The sequence below is a fragment of the Streptomyces sp. NPDC004788 genome, assembly GCF_053601115.1.
Window position 1 is genome coordinate 16628 of the sequence record NZ_JBSGBF010000024.1, and the last position, 16150, is coordinate 32777.

At 73.9% G+C, this 16150-nt stretch carries 17 protein-coding genes; 7 read left to right on the forward strand and 10 right to left on the reverse strand.

The genetic code is table 11. The features are described 5' to 3' along the window. Positions 1 to 38: 38 nt before the first annotated feature. Positions 39 to 1058: an aldo/keto reductase family protein gene (locus ACWEJX_RS13515; RefSeq protein ID WP_451607604.1), complete on the reverse strand. Its 1020-nt coding sequence runs from the start codon at positions 1056 to 1058 to the stop codon at positions 39 to 41. An 86-nt stretch (positions 1059 to 1144) separates the two neighbouring features. Continuing rightward, positions 1145 to 1834, reverse strand: a complete 690-nt coding sequence (locus ACWEJX_RS13520) for a response regulator (RefSeq protein ID WP_451607605.1) — start codon at positions 1832 to 1834, stop codon at positions 1145 to 1147. A 359-nt stretch (positions 1835 to 2193) separates the two neighbouring features. On the opposite strand from ACWEJX_RS13520, the gene ACWEJX_RS13525 reads away from it, so the two are divergent. The 3 genes from ACWEJX_RS13525 to ACWEJX_RS13535 all read left to right on the forward strand — a co-directional run bounded on the left by ACWEJX_RS13525 (position 2194) and on the right by ACWEJX_RS13535 (position 5125). Then, a complete protein-coding gene (locus tag ACWEJX_RS13525) occupies positions 2194 to 3054 on the forward strand; it encodes an ABC transporter ATP-binding protein (RefSeq protein WP_451607606.1) in 861 nt (286 codons plus the stop codon). Continuing rightward, positions 3051 to 3926 carry an ABC transporter permease gene (locus ACWEJX_RS13530; protein ID WP_451607607.1) on the forward strand — a complete coding sequence of 292 codons (876 nt, stop codon included), beginning with the start codon at positions 3051 to 3053 and terminating at the stop codon, positions 3924 to 3926. Before ACWEJX_RS13525 ends, ACWEJX_RS13530 begins: the two co-directional genes overlap by 4 nt. Before the next feature lie 113 nt (positions 3927 to 4039). Beyond that, a complete protein-coding gene (locus ACWEJX_RS13535) occupies positions 4040 to 5125 on the forward strand; it encodes an ABC transporter substrate-binding protein (RefSeq protein WP_451607608.1) in 1086 nt (361 codons plus the stop codon). Here ACWEJX_RS13535 and ACWEJX_RS13540 read toward each other — a convergent pair. Beyond that, on the reverse strand, positions 5088 to 6605 hold the full coding sequence (locus ACWEJX_RS13540; protein ID WP_451607609.1) for a glycosyltransferase 87 family protein: 1518 nt from the start codon (positions 6603 to 6605) through the stop codon (positions 5088 to 5090). The two genes, ACWEJX_RS13535 and ACWEJX_RS13540, sit on opposite strands and share 38 nt — an antisense overlap. A 113-nt stretch (positions 6606 to 6718) precedes the next feature. Between ACWEJX_RS13540 and ACWEJX_RS13545 the strand changes: the two genes are divergently transcribed. Together ACWEJX_RS13545 and ACWEJX_RS13550 are read left to right on the forward strand one after the other, a co-directional pair. Continuing rightward, positions 6719 to 7939, forward strand: a complete 1221-nt coding sequence (locus tag ACWEJX_RS13545) for a molybdopterin-dependent oxidoreductase (RefSeq protein WP_451607610.1) — start codon at positions 6719 to 6721, stop codon at positions 7937 to 7939. Then, positions 7936 to 8358, forward strand: a complete 423-nt coding sequence (locus tag ACWEJX_RS13550) for a hypothetical protein (RefSeq protein ID WP_451607611.1) — start codon at positions 7936 to 7938, stop codon at positions 8356 to 8358. The genes ACWEJX_RS13545 and ACWEJX_RS13550 overlap by 4 nt, the downstream gene beginning before the upstream one ends. Here ACWEJX_RS13550 and ACWEJX_RS13555 read toward each other — a convergent pair. Genes ACWEJX_RS13555 through ACWEJX_RS13565 form a run of 3 tightly spaced genes read right to left on the reverse strand, consistent with a single transcriptional unit; the run spans position 8331 to position 10386 of the window. Beyond that, the gene (locus ACWEJX_RS13555; RefSeq protein ID WP_451607612.1) at positions 8331 to 9083 is read right to left on the reverse strand and encodes a class I SAM-dependent methyltransferase; all 753 of its coding nucleotides are present in this window, start codon (positions 9081 to 9083) and stop codon (positions 8331 to 8333) included. The two genes, ACWEJX_RS13550 and ACWEJX_RS13555, sit on opposite strands and share 28 nt — an antisense overlap. After that, a complete protein-coding gene (locus ACWEJX_RS13560; protein WP_451607613.1) occupies positions 9080 to 9712 on the reverse strand; it encodes a TIGR04282 family arsenosugar biosynthesis glycosyltransferase in 633 nt (210 codons plus the stop codon). The genes ACWEJX_RS13555 and ACWEJX_RS13560 overlap by 4 nt, the downstream gene beginning before the upstream one ends. Beyond that, a complete protein-coding gene (locus ACWEJX_RS13565; protein WP_451607676.1) occupies positions 9709 to 10386 on the reverse strand; it encodes a glycosyltransferase family 2 protein in 678 nt (225 codons plus the stop codon). The genes ACWEJX_RS13560 and ACWEJX_RS13565 overlap by 4 nt, the downstream gene beginning before the upstream one ends. A 133-nt stretch (positions 10387 to 10519) precedes the next feature. On the opposite strand from ACWEJX_RS13565, the gene ACWEJX_RS13570 reads away from it, so the two are divergent. Then, positions 10520 to 11284: a response regulator transcription factor gene (locus ACWEJX_RS13570; protein WP_451607614.1), complete on the forward strand. Its 765-nt coding sequence runs from the start codon at positions 10520 to 10522 to the stop codon at positions 11282 to 11284. Further along, entirely contained in the window at positions 11281 to 12393 is a 1113-nt protein-coding gene (locus ACWEJX_RS13575; RefSeq protein ID WP_451607615.1) for a sensor histidine kinase, read from the forward strand. The genes ACWEJX_RS13570 and ACWEJX_RS13575 overlap by 4 nt, the downstream gene beginning before the upstream one ends. Before the next feature lie 123 nt (positions 12394 to 12516). Here the strand turns inward: ACWEJX_RS13575 and ACWEJX_RS13580 are convergent, their stop codons facing one another. From ACWEJX_RS13580 to ACWEJX_RS13595, 4 genes are all read right to left on the reverse strand, one after another. After that, positions 12517 to 13566 carry an NAD-dependent epimerase/dehydratase family protein gene (locus ACWEJX_RS13580; protein WP_451607616.1) on the reverse strand — a complete coding sequence of 350 codons (1050 nt, stop codon included), beginning with the start codon at positions 13564 to 13566 and terminating at the stop codon, positions 12517 to 12519. 52 nt (positions 13567 to 13618) lie between these two features. After that, on the reverse strand, positions 13619 to 14257 hold the full coding sequence (locus ACWEJX_RS13585; protein WP_451607617.1) for a cytochrome b/b6 domain-containing protein: 639 nt from the start codon (positions 14255 to 14257) through the stop codon (positions 13619 to 13621). Next, the gene (locus ACWEJX_RS13590) at positions 14241 to 14954 is read right to left on the reverse strand and encodes a molybdopterin-dependent oxidoreductase (protein ID WP_451607618.1); all 714 of its coding nucleotides are present in this window, start codon (positions 14952 to 14954) and stop codon (positions 14241 to 14243) included. Before ACWEJX_RS13590 ends, ACWEJX_RS13585 begins: the two co-directional genes overlap by 17 nt. 90 nt (positions 14955 to 15044) lie before the next feature. Then, positions 15045 to 15899 carry an S-methyl-5'-thioadenosine phosphorylase gene (locus ACWEJX_RS13595; RefSeq protein ID WP_451607619.1) on the reverse strand — a complete coding sequence of 285 codons (855 nt, stop codon included), beginning with the start codon at positions 15897 to 15899 and terminating at the stop codon, positions 15045 to 15047. Positions 15900 to 16150 lie beyond the last annotated feature (251 nt).

Here is a 16150-nt window from a genome sequence, read left to right on the forward strand (position 1 = left end):
CGGGCCGAGTGAAGGGGAGGGGACCCGCGGCCGGCGGGCTAACCCTGCCAGGCCGGGTCGACGTCCATCAGCCGGGCCGTCTTCGACGGGTCGCGGTCCACCAGGGCGCCGAGGACCTCGTCCACCGCCGCCAGCAGCTCCGCGTCGAGCCTGACGCCCGCCGCCGCGGCGTTCTCCGTGACCTGCTCGGGACGAGTGGCGCCGATGATCGCGGAGGAGACGCCCTCCTGATTGAGGGTCCAGGCGACCGCCAGCTGCGCCATCGTCAGCCCCGCCTGCTCGGCGAGCGGGCGCAGGCCCTGGACGCGGGTGAGCAGCTCCGGGCCGAGGACGCGGTTGATGAAGCGCGGCGCCCGCCCGCCGACCGTGGCCCGGGAGCCGGACGGCGGCTGCTCGCCGGGGTGGTACTTGCCGGTGAGGACGCCCTGGGCGAGCGGCTGGAAGACGAACTGGCCGATGCCCTCGCGCCGGCACAGGGGGAGGACCTCGGGCTCGATGACCCGCCACAGCATGTTGTACTGGGGCTGGTTGGAGACGATCCGGCTGCGCAGCCCCAGCTGGTCGGCCAGCTCCAGCGCGGAGGCGATCTGCGGCGCGGTCCACTCGGAGACGCCGAGATACAGGACCTTGCCCTGGCGGACCAGGTCGTCGAACGCGACCAGGGTCTCCTCCAGCGGCACCTCGTCGTCGAAGCGGTGCGCCTGGTAGAGGTCGACGTAGTCCGTGCCGAGGCGCCGCAGCGAGGCGTGACAGGACTCCATGATGTGCTTGCGCGACAGGCCGCGGTCGTTCGGGCCGTCCCCGGTGGGCAGACAGACCTTGGTGGCTATCTCCAGCGAGGAGCGGCGCATGCCGGCCACCGCCTTGCCGAGCAGCTCCTCGGCGGCGCCGAGGGCGTAGACGTCGGCGGTGTCGAAGGTGGTGACTCCCGCGCCGAGGGCGGCCCGCACGCAGGCCAGTGCGTTGTCCTCGGCGACGGTCTCGCCGTGGGTGAGCCAGTTTCCGTAGGTGACTTCGCTGATCTTCAGGCCACTACGGCCGAGTTGACGATGCTCCATGATCGCGCACCCTACGCCCGCGGCCGCCCGGACCGGACGGAATATCCCGCCGTGGCGCCGGCGAACGGGCCGGGCAGGGCCGCCGGTCAGCGGGCCGTGCGATAGCGGTGCTCGGGGCGGCCGGCGGTGCCGTAGCGGAGTTCCAGGAGGACCGTGCCCTCCTTGACCAGGTACGACAGGTACCGCTGCGCCGTGGCGCGGGAGACGCCGATCTGCTCGGCGGTCTCGGCGGAGGACAGGGCGGTGCCGGCGGTGCGCAGGACCCGGTGGATCGCGGTGAGCGTGGGCGCGGAGTGGCCCTTGGCCGGGGACCGGGGGACCGCGGGTGGGTGGGCGGCGCTGAACAGCGCGTCCACGTCGGACTGGTCGGCGGCGGCCGCCTGGCCGAGCGCGGCCACGCGGTCGTGGAGCCGGCGATAGGCGCCGAGCCGTTCGGTGAGGTCGGCGGAGCCGAACGGCTTCACCAGGTAGCCGACGGCGCCGAGCTTCATCGCGGCACGGACGGAGGATATGTCGTGGTCGGCGGTGATCATGAGGGCGTCGGGGCGGGACGCGGCATGGTTCTGGCTGAGCTGCCGCAGGATGTCGAGTCCGCTGCCGTCGGGCAGGAAGACGTCCAGCAGGAGCAGGTCGGGGTGGAGCGTGCGTACCGCCGCCAGGGCCTCCGCCACCGTCGCCGCCTCGCCGACCACCTCGAAGCCCTCGACCCGGCGTACGTAGCTGCTGTGGATCCGGCCGACCCGGAAGTCGTCGTCCACCACCAGGGTCCGGATCACCGGCCCTCACCTCCTAGGGGCAATGCTCCCGAGAAATGGGCGCCACAACTGCCTCTTCGCTCCGGCGTGCGTCGTGCCGGGCCGGCCCCTGCGCCGTAACCCGTGGTGGCGCGATTGTGCCCGATGGCCGGAACGCTGCCTACCCCCCGTCCCGTGAGCAGAACGAGCAGAAGTCGGGATTACGCGGCTTTCGCGGGTTACCTCGGAAACGGCGACGTAACGAACGGCGGCCTCTAGCGTCTGCCTGGCCTCGACCTGCGAGGGACCTGCGGGGCCTCCCCAGGGCCTCCCCGGCGACCCCCGGGAACTCCGAGCAGAGGAACTTCGAGGCACTTTCGAGAAAGGGAAGGAGACGGCCCATGGCTTCGCGCAACGATGTCGCGACCAGCCCGGTCTCCGGTGCGACAGAGCGTGCCGACGCACGTATCGAGATCTCCGGGCTCACCAAGCGGTTCCTGACTCCTGCCGGTGAGGTGTTCACGGCGCTGCAAGGTGTGTCGTTCACCGTGGAGCCGGGACAGTTCTGCGCCGTGGTGGGGCCCACCGGCTGCGGCAAGTCCACGACACTGGGCATGGTGTCCGGGCTCGACCGGCCCAGCGAGGGCTCGGTCAAGGTCGGCGGCCGCGAGGTGGACGGCATCACCGACGGCGTCAGCTTCATGTTCCAGGCCGACGCGCTGCTGCCCTGGAAGACCGTGCTCGGCAACGTGCTGATGGGCCCCGTCTTCCGCGGTGTGCCCAAGCAGAAGGCGCTCGCCCAGGCGCGCGACTGGCTGCGCAGGGTCGGTCTCGCCGGGTTCGAGGACCGCTATCCGCACCAGCTGTCCGGCGGCATGCGCAAGCGCGTCGCGATGGCCGCGGCACTGATCAACGAACCCAAGATCCTGATCATGGACGAGCCGTTCGGCGCCCTGGACGTGCAGACCAAGGCGATCATGTCGACCGAGCTGCTGGATCTGTGGGAGCAGATCCGTCCCTCCGTCATCTTCATCACCCACGACCTCGACGAGGCCGTGGCGCTGGCCGACCGGGTGGTCGTCATGACGTCCAGCCCCGGCTCGGTCAAGCAGGTCTTCGACATCGACCTGCCGCGCCCCCGCGGCTCCGTCCAGGAGATCCGCTTCCAGCCCCGGTTCATCGAACTCCAGCACCAGATCTGGGACACGCTGCGCGAAGAGGTGGAGCGCGCCTACGCGAGCACCGCAGGAGGCAAGGCATGAGCACGACGTCCACCGCTCCCGCCGCCGTCGCCGACGGCCGGAAGGGCTCGCCCGCGGCGGCCGCCCGCAGCGCCGCCCGGCGGCGTGTCGCCCAGGTCTGGGCGGGGCGCGTCGGCCTCGCGGTCTTCGTGATCGGCGGCTGGCAGGCGTTCACCACCTGGGGCATCGTCGACCCCTTCTTCTTCGGACAGCCCTCCGGAATCGCGAAGCGGCTGGTCGAGCTCTTCCAGGACGGCACCGGGTTCGGGTCCTTCTACGCGAACATCTGGACCACCATCCAGGAGGCGCTCCTCGGCTTCGTCGTGGGTTCCCTCACCGGCGTGGTCTTCGGCGTCGCACTCGGGCAGAGCCGCTATCTCGCCGATGTGCTGGGCCCCTACATCAAGATGGTCAACGCGATCCCGCGCATCGTCCTCGGCTCGATCTTCATCGTCGCCTTCGGCATCGGCGTGACCCCGAAGATCCTGCTCGCCGCGGTGCTGGTGTTCTTCATCGTCTTCTTCAACGCCTTCCAGGGCGTGCGCGAGGTGGACCGCAACATCCTCGCCAACGCCCGGGTGCTCGGCGCGTCCCAGTTGCAGATCATCCGGCACGTCGTGGTGCCCTCCGCGCTCACCTGGATCATCGCCAGTCTGCACAGCGCCTTCGGCTTCGCCATCGTCGGCGCGCTCGTCGGCGAGGTGCTCGGCGCGCAGAGCGGCCTCGGCCTGGTGATCAAGACCGCGCAGAACAACTTCGACCCGAACGGCGTGTTCGCCACGATGCTCGTCATCGCGGTGATCGTGCTGGGCGCCGAGTGGCTGATCGGCAAGCTCGAACACCGGCTCCTGTCCTGGCGTCCGCCGGCCCCCTCCGAGGCCGCGGGCCTCTGAGCGGCGGGCCGCCGCTCCCCCCACCCACCCCTCCCCGTTTGCCCCGCTTCCTCCGTCACCCGCTCCTCGCGTGCCGGGAAGACCTGAGCAGGATCTGAAAGGAATGAGCCGCCATGCTCAAGAGAGCACTCACCGCAGCGGTCGCGACTGTCCTCACCCTCGGCGCGGTCACCGCGTGTTCCAGCAGCTCCGCGGACTCCGGCTCGGACGGCTCCGGCGGCACGCCGACCGTCAAGCTCATGGTCGGCGGCATCGACAAGCAGATCTACCTGCCCTACCAGCTCGCCGAGAGCCTCGGCTTCTACAAGAAGTACGGCGTCAAGGTCGAGCTGAGCAACGAGGCGAACGGCGGTGTCGGCGCCGACACGGCCATGGCCTCGGGGCAGGTCGACATGGCGGGTGCCTGGTACGTCCACGCGATCGACTTCGTGGCCAAGGGCAAGGGGATCGAGTCGGTCGTCCAGCTCTCCGGCGCGCCGGGCGAGCGGGAGATGTGCACGACGAAGAGCGGTGTGAAGTCGGCCGCCGACTTCAAGGGCAAGACGCTCGGCGTCACCGACATCGGCTCGGGCACCGACACCCTGACCAAGTTCATGGCGGCACAGAAGGGCGTCAAGGAGGACCAGTTCAACCGCATCGCGGTCGGTGCGGGCTCCACCGCCATCGCCGCGCTCCAGAACGGCAAGGCCGACTGCGTCATCACGACGCAGCCGACCGTCTCGGCGATCGAGAAGAAGGGGGTCGGCGCCTCCGCGATCGACCTGGCCACCACCGACGGTGCCAAGACCGCGCTGGGCGGCGCCTGGCCGGCGGCGAGCGTCCTCGCCCGTACCGACTGGGTGAACTCGCACAAGGACACGGTGCAGAAGGTCGTCAACGCGCTCGTCGCGACGATGCACTGGATGGACACGCACAGCGCCGCCGACATCGCGAACAAGCTGCCGTCGTCGTTCGTGGCGAACGACCTGGTGACCAAGGACGACTACATCAAGGCCCTGGAACAGGACAAGGACCAGTTCCTGCCGGACGGCATCATGCCGGCCGGCGGTCCGAAGACCGTGCTGGCGACCGAGGTGATGGTCGGCAAGGCGGAGCCGTCGCTCGACCTCGGCAGGACGTTCACCAACGAGTTCGCCCTGGCGGCCAACAAGAAGCTGGGCTTCACCGCCACGACGACCCCGGCCGGGGCCGACGGCTGAGCCGCCCGCTCCCGTACGGGGCCGCCCGGGCGCCTGCCGCCCGGGCGGCCCCGTCCCGCGCGCACCGAGGCCACGCCGTGTCCGGTCCCGTGGTCCGCGCGGTGAGGTCCCGCCGCGCACCCGCAGACCGTCCGACGTTCCGCCGCCGCATCCACCACATCGCGCACACCACGATCCCCGCCGCCCCGTACGCGGCGGTGCCGCCGACCGTGCCGGCGACGGGGCCCGCGAGGTACGCCACCGCGCCGGCGAGGGCGACGCCGAGCCACTCCCAGCGCCCGTCCAGGGCGACGAGAGCGACGAGCAGCAGGGCGTACCAGGAGTAGCCGGGCGTCAGCAGCAGGAATGCCGTACCGGTGGTCAACAGGGCTCCGCTCCAGGGGCGTTCGGGGTCACCGCGCCACCACACCGCCACCGCCATCGCCGCCGTCCCCAGCGCCGCCGCCGGCAGCGCCCACGTGTCGGGCAGCACGAGCCGCAACAGGGCGTACCGCCCGCCCGCGCCCGGGTCGTCGTAGCCCTCCTCCCGCGTGTAGCCGCCCAGATACCCGAGGACGGAGCCGTCGGACAGGAGGACGTACGGCAGGTACGCCAGGGCGACCGTCACCGCGGCGGTCAGCGCCACGGCCGCGACCGTACGGGGCCGCCGGACGCCGGACAGCGCGCCCGGCAGCAGCACGGCGGGCAACAGCTTGGCGGCGACCGCCAGACCGAGCAGCACTCCGCCCGTGACATGGCGGCGGCGCGCCAGGAGCACGAGCGCGCCGACCGACAGGAGCACGGCCAGGACGTCGACGTGGGCGTTGTTCACGGCCTCGACCGGGACCGCCGGGCACCACGCCCACAGGGCCGCCCGGCGCGGATCCCCGCGTCGGCGCAGCACGCCGGTCAGGAGGCCGCTGACGGCCAGTGAGAGCAGCGCCGCGCCCGTCTGGAGCCCCTGGTGACGGACGCCCGGCGGCGACAGCGCGTGGACGAGGAGGAACCAGCCCTCCGCCACCGGAGGGTAGATCGTGTGCACGGACGGCCGGTTGATCCGCGTGCACCGGCCGCCGGCCAGCGGCGCGAGGTCCGCGTCGCCCCGCCCGCACGCCGCGGGGCCGGGGAAGAGCCAGTCGTCACGGAGCCCGGCGAGCGCCGGGTCCGCGGGCGGGTGGTCGTACGGCGAGATGCCTGCTGCCTGCACCCGGCCGTCCCACGCGTACCGGTACGAGTCCGTGCTCGTCCGCGGGGCCGCCACCAGCCCCGTCGCCGTCACCGCGACCGCCCCGGCGAGCAGGAGCGGGACGACGTGCCGGCGGGCCACCCGGCGCAGGGCGGTCACCGCCGCCGCGAACACCGCCCACGCGCCCGCGTACCCGGCCAGGAAGCCGGGCCCGCGGCCGCCCCCGTGGAGCAGGAGGAGCAGCGAGACGGTCAGGAGCGACAGCAGAAGAGCGGTGACGGCGACGGGGAGCGGGAGACGGCGGACGCGGGTCATGGGCGCAGACTGGCAGCGCGTGCGCCGGACGGGGAGAAGACCCGGCGGGGCGTTCGGGTTTCGTAAGGTGTCGGACGCTCCACGCGGCCGCTCGCGGCGGTGTCATGGACGGTATGAGTCCCCGCACGCCCAGGCCGCCCCGCCTCCCGCGCCCGCCGCGCCGGTCAGGGCCGCCCCGTCCGCCGCGCTCCGCGTTCCGGCCCTCGGCCGTCCGCCTGCCCGCCTTCACCGGCCGCCTGCACGACGCCAGGACGGCGACGGCCGTCGGCCGGTGGCTCGGTGCGGCCTTCGCGGTCTGCTTCGCGACCGGCCTCGTGAGCCACTACCTCCAGCACCCGCCGGACTGGCTCGCCGACCGGCTGCCCGCCCGGCCGGTGTGGGGCTACGCGCTCACCCAGGGCCTGCACGTCGCCAGCGGACTCGCGGCCGTCGTGCTGCTGCTCGTGAAGCTGTGGGCGGTGTATCCCCGGCTGTTCGAGTGGCCGCCGGTCCGGTCCGTGCGGCACGCGCTGGAGCGGCTGTCCGTCGCGGTCCTGGTGGCGGCTGCCGTCTTCGAGGTGTTCACCGGGCTCCTCAACATCGTCGAGTGGTACCCGTGGCCCTTCTCCTTCGTCCCCGTCCACTTCGCCGTCGCCTGGCTGGTCACCGGCGCGATCCTGCTGCACATCGCGGTCAAGGCGCCGGACATCAGGGGCCATTGGGGCAGGAACTCGGCGGGGACACGCGCCCTGCCGGCCGAGGACGCCGTCGACCGCCGCTCGCTGCTCCTCGCCACGGGCGGAGCCGTCGGCGTGATCACGCTGACGACGGTCGGCCAGTCCTTCACCCCCCTCAAGGCGCTCGACCTGCTCGCGCCCCGGCACCCCGACCACGGACCGCAGGGGCTGCCCGTCAACCGGACCGCCACCGCCGCCGGCGTGACGGCGCGCGGCCTGGCGGGGTGGCGTCTCCAGGTCGACGGACCCCGCCCGTACGTGCTCACGCTCGACGCCCTGCACGCGCTGCCCCACACCCGCGCACGCCTGCCGATCGCGTGCGTCGAAGGCTGGAGCGTCGACGCCGACTGGGGCGGGGTACGGATCCGGGACCTGGTCGAACGGGCCGGCGGGCGGCCGGGCCGGGCCGCGCTGCGGGTGACGTCGCTGGAGGTGAGCGGTGCCTACCGGGTGATGGAGATGGGCGCGGAGTACGCGGACGATCCGCTCACCCTGCTCGCCCTCAGCCTCAACGGCCGGCCGCTCACGCTCGACCACGGCTTCCCGGCCCGGATCATCGCCCCCGGCCGGCCCGGGGTGCTGCAGACCAAGTGGGTGCACCGGCTGGAGGTGCTGTGAGGACGACGCGGGTGCTGCGGTACGCGGTCGGCGGGCTCGGTCTCGTCCTGATGGGCCTCGGGGCCCGGCTGGTGGCGGCCGAGCCTGATCCGCTCGGGGTGCTGGTGTGGCTGGCCGGCGCGGTCGTGCTGCACGACGGGATCCTCGCCCCGCTGGTGTTCGGCATCGGGCTGCTGCTCGTGGGACGACGTCAGCGCGGCCTGTCGCGCGGGGTGCTGCTCGTGGCGGGGACGGTGGTTCTCGTGACGCTCCCGCTGCTCGTACGCCCGGGCGCCCCGCCCAACCCGTCCGCGCTGCCCCTGCCGTACGGGCGGAACCTCGCGATCGTGCTCGCGGGCGTGGCCGTGGCGGCGGGGCTGCTGTACCTCGTACGGCGATGGCGGGCTCGTCCTCAGCGGAGTCCCGCCGAGGACGACTGAGGCGCGAGCGCCAGGAACGGGCGCCCCTCCACGCCCCACTGTTCGCGGACCGCCCAGCCCGCGCTCCGCGCGTGCCCGGCCAGGGCGCGGGTGCCCACCCGCGCCCACGGGAACGGCGTCCCGCGTCCGCCCCGGCCGTCGTCGACGCGTACCTCGCAGCACTCGTCGACGTCGACGGGGGCGCATTCCGCGATCACGCGCCCGGATCGCGACACGACCTGGCGCAGTCTGCGCAGCAGGGCGGCCGGGTCGCCGCCGATTCCAATGTTGCCGTCGACCAGCAGCGCCGTGTCCCAGCGTCCCTCGGCGGGCAGCGGGTCGAAGACCGACCGGCACAGGGCCGCGGCCCCGAGCCCCGCGGTGCGGGCGACCGCCGCCGGGCTGACGTCGATGCCGAGCGCCCGACGGCCTTCGGCCGCGAGTGCGGCGACGAGCCGTCCCGGCCCGCAGCCGATGTCGAGGACCGTGCCTCGGCAGCGGTCGAGTACGGTGCGATCGGCGCGGTCCGGTGCCTCGCACCAGCGCTCGACCTCCAGCGGCAGCAGCCAGCCGTCGTGCCGGCGCAGGAAGAGGGGGCCCCGGCCGGTGCGCAGGGCGTCGGTGTACGGATCCGCCCGCCATGCCGTCGTCGTGGTCGACGGCCCGCTCCCGCGATCGGGCTGGTCGACGGCCCGCTCCCGCTGTCGTCGTGGTCGACGGCCCGCTCCCGGGATCGTGGTGGTCAACGTCGTGCTCCCGCCGCCGTGGTGGTCAACTCGGAGTACCGGGCGGCGAAGCGGGTCGCCGGTGCGCCGTACGCCACCTGCCGGGCGTCCCGCGCGGTGTCCACGTCCCGCAGGACCGGCAGCCGGCCGACGCGCAGCCCGGCCGCCCGCAGCCGCGCGTACTGGACGGCGCCGGTGTCCGGCCGGGACATGGGCACACCGAGCAGGAGCGCGGGATCGGGCGCGGCCAGGCTGAGGGCCCAGAAGCCGCCGTCGGCGGCCGGACCGAACCAGGCGTCGTGTCCGTCCCAGCGCAGGGCCGGGGCCAGCAGTGCGGGGGTGACCTGCGGGGTGTCCATGCCGATGAGCAGCGCCGGCCCGTCGCAGGCCGCGAACGCGGCCGCCAGCCGTGCGTCGAGCCCGCCCGCCGCCTGCGGAACGACGTGGAATCCCGGCGGCAGCCAGGGGCCGGGCTCCCCGTCGAGCACGAGGACGTGCCGGTCCGCCGGCACACCGGCGGCGGCGGTGAGCGTGTCGGCGAGGGCCGCCTCGGCGAGCGCGGCGGCCTCCTCAGGGGTGAACGGCGGAGTGAGCCGCGTCTTCACCCGGCCCGGCCGGGGCTGCTTCGCGATGACGAGGAGGGTGGTCACGGGCGGACCCCGGCCGCCGGCGCGGGCTCGTCGAGCACCCTGCGCATGTCGTGGACCGCCTGCCAGGTGCCCCGCCAGGTGCCGGTGACCTTCGACCGTCCGGCCCGGGGCAGATACGGCACGTCGACCTCGCGCACCCGCCACCCGGCGTCGGCCGCCCGGACCACCATCTGGAGCGGGTAGCCGCTGCGCCGGTCGGTCAGCCCGAGTCCGAGGAGCGCCTCGCGACGGGCGGCCCGCAGCGGGCCGAGATCGCGCAGCCGCAGCCCGGTACGGCGGCGCAGCAGCCGGGACAGCGCCAGGTTGCCCGCCCGGGCGTGGACCGGCCAGGCGCCGCGCGCGGCGGGGCGGCGGCGGCCGAGCAGCAGGTCGGCGGAGCCGTCGGCCACCGCGCCGACGAGTCCGGGCAGGAGACCGGGGTCGAGGGAGGCGTCGCAGTCGCAGAAGCAGACGAACTCGGCGTCGGAGGCGAGCAGCCCGGCGTGGCAGGCGGCGCCGAAGCCACGCCGCGGCTCGGCCACGACGGTGGCGCCGAGACGGGCCGCGATGCCGGCGGAGCCGTCGGTGGAGCCGTTGTCGACGACGATCGCCCGCCAGCCGGCCGGGATGCGGGAGAGCACCCAGGGCAGGGCCTCGGCCTCGTCGAGACAGGGAAGGACGACGTCTACGGTCATGAGGGTCACGGCTCCCACCGTAGGAAGCCCGCCGCGGATCGAGGGCGCCGAAGTCCTTACGAAACGCGGACGTCGGCCCCCGTACCCCCGGGTGGCGGTGACCCGCGGCGGGGCGGATGCGACGCTGTGCGGCATGAGCGAGTACAGCGCCCCCCGGCCCGCGGCCCGGATCCTGGTGGTCGACGACGACCCGACCGTGGCCGAGGTGGTGACCGGATACCTCGACCGGTCCGGGTTCGCCGTGGAGCACGCGGCCGACGGCTTTGACGCCCTGCTGCGGGCCCGGGAGCGGCGGCCGGACCTCGTCGTCCTCGACCTCATGCTGCCGGGCCTGGACGGCCTGGAGGTGTGCCGCAGGCTGCGCGACACCGGGCCCGTTCCGGTGATCATGCTGACGGCGCGCGGCGACGAGGAGGACCGGATCACCGGCCTGGAGGTCGGCGCGGACGACTACGTCACCAAGCCGTTCAGCCCGCGCGAGCTGGTGCTGCGCGTCGAGTCCGTCCTGCGCCGCAGTCGCGCGTCCGCCGGGCAGGCGGCCCCGCGGCCGGTCCTGAGCGCCGCCGGTCTCACCGTCGACCCGGCCACCCGCAGAGCCACCCGCGCCGGCGACGAACTCTCCCTCACCCTGAGGGAGTTCGACCTGCTCGCCTACTTCCTGGAACACCCCGGCGCCGCCCACACCAGAGAGGAGCTGATGCGGCGCGTGTGGGGCTGGGACTTCGGCGACCTGTCCACGGTCACGGTCCACGTACGGCGGCTGCGCGCCAAGATCGAGGACGATCCGGCGCACCCCCGGCTCATCCGGACGGTCTGGGGCGTCGGCTACCGGTTCGAGCCCGAGCCCGAGCCCGAGCCCGAGCAGGACGGAACGGAAACGGACGGGGGAGCGGCATGAAGGACGTCCTGCTGATCGCCGGTTTCGCACTGGCGGGAGCCGTCTGCGCGGGCCTCGCCGGAGCACTGGTGCTCCGCCTCGTACGGCGCCGCTCGGTCGCCGTCTCCCTCACGGTGGTCGCGGCCGTCACGGTGACCGCGATGCTCGCCGGGACGCTCGCCGTCGCGCAGGCGATGTTCCTGTCCGCACACGACCTGTGGGTGGTGACCGTCGTCGTGGCCATGGCGGCCCTCGTCTCGCTCGGCACCGCCCTGGTCCTGGGCCGCTGGGTGGTGGCCCGCAGCCGGGCCCTCGCCCGCGCCGCCCGCGACTTCGGCGACGAAGGCAGCTTCGCGGCCCCGGACGGCGCGGCCACCGCCGAACTCGCCGCGCTCACCCGGGAACTGGCCGCCACCAGCGCGAAACTCGACGCCTCCCGGCGCCGCGAGCGCTCCCTGGAGGCCTCCCGCCGGGAGCTCGTCGCCTGGATCTCCCACGACCTGCGCACCCCGCTGGCCGGGCTGCGGGCCATGGCGGAGGCCCTGGAGGACGGCATGGCCGCCGACCCGGCCCGCTACCACCGGCAGATCCGCACCGAGGTCGAGCGCCTGACGACCATGGTCACCGACCTCTTCGAACTCTCCCGCATCCACGCCGGCGCACTCACCATCAGCCCGAGCCGGATGTCCGTGTACGACCTCGTCGGCGACGCCCTGAGCGGCGCCGACCCGCTCGCCCGCGAGCACGGGGTGCGGCTGGTGGGGGAGGAGGTCGCGTCGGTCCCCGTCGAGGTGGACGGCAAGGAGATGACCCGGGTCCTCGCGAACCTGCTCGTCAACGCCATCCGTCACACACCTGCCGACGGCACGGTCGCGGTGGCGGCCGAACGGCGCGCGGAAGCCGTCGTCCTGTCCGTCACCGACGGCTGCGGCGGCATCGCCGACGAGGACCTGCCCCGCGTCTTCGACACCGGCTGGCGCGGCACGGCCGCCCGCACCCCGCCGGCCGGTGCCGGCCTCGGCCTCGCCATCGTCCGCGGCATCGTCGAGGCCCACGCGGGCCGCGCCGAGGTCCGCAACGTCCCGGGCGGCTGCCGCTTCGAGGTCACCCTGCCGGCTGCGGCGAGCTGAAGCGGCCCAGGGCCGGTGCGTCGTGACACCGCCCTAGCGCGGCTCGGCACGTGGCGATGCCCCCTGGCGCGGCTCGGCGTGTGGTGACAGGCCCCGGTGCGGCTCGGCGCATGGCGACCCGCCTTAACGCAGCTCGGCGTGTGCGAACTCCCGCATCCCGGCGTCGAAGCCGACCTGCGGCTTCCAGCCGAGGTCCCGGCGCAGCCGGGCCGAGTCCGCCGTCACGTGCCGCACGTCCCCCAGCCGGTACTCACCCGTGGTGACCGGCAGCGGCCCGCCGTACGCACGGGCGAGGGCCCAGGCCATGTCGCCGACCGTACGGGGATCACCGCTGCCGGTGTTGTACGCGGTGAACGAGCCCGCGCCCAGGGAGTTCGCGGCCTCCAGCGCCGTCGCCGCCGCCTGGGCCACGTCCCGGACATGGACGAAGTCCCGCAGCTGACCGCCGTCCTCGAAGACCCGCGGGGCCTCGCCGCGGGCCAGCGCGGACCGGAACAGCGAAGCCACCCCGGCGTACGGAGTGTCCCGCGGCATGCCGGGGCCGTAGACGTTGTGGTAGCGCAGCGACACCGCCCGGCCGCCCGTCGCCCGGGCCCACGCCGCGCCGAGGTGTTCCTGCGCGAGCTTCGTCGCCGCGTACACGTTGCGCGGGTCGGCCGGCGCGTCCTCGGTCACCAGCCCCGGTGTCAGCGCGGCCCCGCACAGCGGGCAGCCGGGCTCGAAAACGCCCGCCGCCAGATCGGCCTCCCGCCGCGGGGCCGGCCGCACCACACCGTGCCGGCCGCACTCGTAGCGGCCCTCGCCGTAGACCACCATCGATCCGGCCAGGACCAGCTCCCGTACCCCGGCCCCGGCCATCGCGGCCAGCAGCACCGCCGTCCCCAGGTCGTTGCAGCCGACATACGCGGGCGCGTCCGCGAAGTCCTTGCCCAGGCCCACCATCGCCGCCTGGTGGCACACCGCGTCCACGCCCCGAAGGGCCTCCGCGACGGCCGCGCCGTCCCGCACGTCCGCGATCACCAGCTCCTCTCCGGAGCGGGGCGCGCGAGGCGGACCGGAATGCGCCGTCGGCAGCAGGGCGTCGCAGGAGACGACGTCGTGGCCGCGCGCGAGCAGCGCGTCGACGATCTGCGTACCGATGAAACCGGCCCCGCCGGTGACCAATACCCGCATACCGCCACGCTAGAGGACCCGGGCCCGCGTCACGCCGCGGGACGTCCGCCCGTCACCGTTCCGTAAGGACTGACGCCGGATCCGGAGCCTCGTGCCTCCACTGCGGGTGCTCCCGTTCGGCCCAACCGCGGTCCACAAGGCCGGTGCGCATCCCGAGCCGGGCCTCCGGGTCCCGCGCCGCCATCCGGACGTGTCCGGCCGTCACCGCGGCGATGGCCACCGCGAGCCAGTCGTGGACGAACGTCGCACCGGTCCGCAGCGGCGGCGGCGCGAGATGCGTGAGCCACATCAGCAGTCCCGTGCCGAGGATCACCAGCATCGATCCGAGCGTCCACTGCGCGTAGAGCTTCTGCCCGGCGTTGAACTTCCCCGCCGGGCGGTACGGGGCGCGGGACCGCACCGCCCGCAGCCACGCCCGGTCGACAGGAGTGAACCGGCTGAGCCGGGCCGCGTCCGCGCGCAGCGCACGGAAGGCCAGTCCGATCAGCAGGGGCACCGGAAGCGCCAGGCCGCACCACACGTGCACGGTCACGACCAGCCGCCGGCGCCCGACCAGTTCGGCCAGCGGCGTCACGTACAGGCAGGCGGCGGTCGCCAGGCAGGTGAGCATCAGGGCCGCGGTGGTGCGGTGCGCCCAGCGCACCGGCCGGGCGAAGCGGAGCAGGCGGTCGGGTTCAGGCGGTCGGCGCATCGTCCCGCCCGTTCGACCGGCCGACCCAGGCGTCGACCTCGTAGCCGTACCGCTCCCAGTAACCCGGCCGCACCGCCGAGGTGACCGTGATCCCCGACAGCCACTTGGCGGACTTGTAGAAGTACATCGGCGCCACGTACAGCCGCACCGGCCCGCCGTGGGTGTGGGAGATGGGGGCGTCCCGCATCCGCAGCGCCACCAGCACGTCGTCACGACGCGCCTGTTCGAGCGTCAGGCTCTCGGTGTACGTGCCGTCGAAGCAGGTGAACCGCACCGCCCGGGCCTCGGGCCGCACACCCGCAACGTCCAGCAGGTGCCTGAGCGGAACGCCCTCGAACGGCGTGTCCGGTACCCGCCAGCCGGTCACGCACTGCAGGTCCCGCACGATCCGGCGCTGGGGCATCGCCCTCAGGTCGGCCAGGCGGTGGCCGGCCGGGCGCTCGACCAGGCCGTCCACCGTCAAGGCGTAGCTCTGCTCGGTGCGGGCCGGCACCGAGGAGACCACGGAGTAGTACCTGAAGCCGTCGCCACCGGGCAGCAGCCCGGTCAGCCCGGTCGGATCCTTGGCGGCGATGGTGCTCTGGGCCTGCTGGAGGTACGGCCCGGCCGCGACGCCGGCGGCGCCGAGCCCGAGCAGACCGAGCACGACCCGACGGCCCACGGGGGTGCCGCGGGGGTGTTCCACTGTGCTGTCCATGACTCCGATACGACCAGCATTCCCCGCTCACGACCAGGGCCGACGCCGTTCCGTCAGACTTTCGTCATCTCCGCTCGCAGGCCCGCCGGGTCAGTCGCCCGGCACTCCGGGCAGACCGGTCACAAGACCGTCCAGCGCGTGCCGGCACGGGCAGTCACGGACGACGGGCAGCAGTCCGATCGCCTTCAGCACCACGGTGCGCAGCCGCTCGACGTTGCGGGCGAAGACCTTCAGCACCTCGGCGTGGGTGACGCCCTCGCCGGTGTCCGCTCCCGCGTCGAGGTCGGTCACCAGGGCCAACGGGGTGTAGCAGAGCCCGAGTTCGCGGGCGAGGACGGCCTCCGGGTGACCCGTCATACCGACCACCGACCAGCCGCTCGCGGCGAACCAGCGCGACTCGGCTCGGGTGGAGAAACGCGGACCCTCGACCACCACCAGGGTCCCGCCGTCCACCGGCTCCCACGCCGCCGCCCGGGCGGCGGCCAGGGCGGCCGTCCGCCCCAGCGGGCAGTACGGATCCGCCATCGACACGTGCACCACCTCGGGCACCGTGCCGTCCGGCAGCGGCAGGCCGTCGAAGAAGGTCTGCACCCGCCCGGAGGTCCGGTCGACGAACTGGTCGGGGACGAGCAGGGTGCCCGGACCGAACTCGGGAAGCAGCCCGCCCACCGCACAGGGGGCGAGCACCTGGCGCACCCCCAGCGAGTGCAGTGCCCACAGATTCGCCCGGTAGTCGATCCGGTGCGGCGGCAGTCGGTGCCCGCGACCGTGGCGCGGCAGGAACGCCACCGGGCGGCCGGCCACCTCACCCACGAACAGCCGGTCGCTCGGCTCCCCGTACGGCGTCTCCACCCGTACCTCGACCGCGTCGTCCCACAGCGCGTAGAGCCCCGAACCGCCGATGACACCCACCTCGGCGCGCGGCCCACCCCGACTCACCGTCACCCTGCCCACCTCTTCCGCATCGGCACGTCCGGCCACTGTAGGAACCAGGCGGCCGGGAAACGGCGAAACGGGTCTTACGATTCACGAACACCACGCGCACGGAGACAGGGGAGCGATCAGAGTCCTTCCTTCAGGGGGGAGGTCGGGAACCGCGGCCCCAGGGGCGGACTCTTGTCGAGGGAGCCGTCCGGAGCGTGGGCGGGACCGGGGGCCGGGGTAACATCTGGCCTCGCGATCGAGCGTGGCTTGGG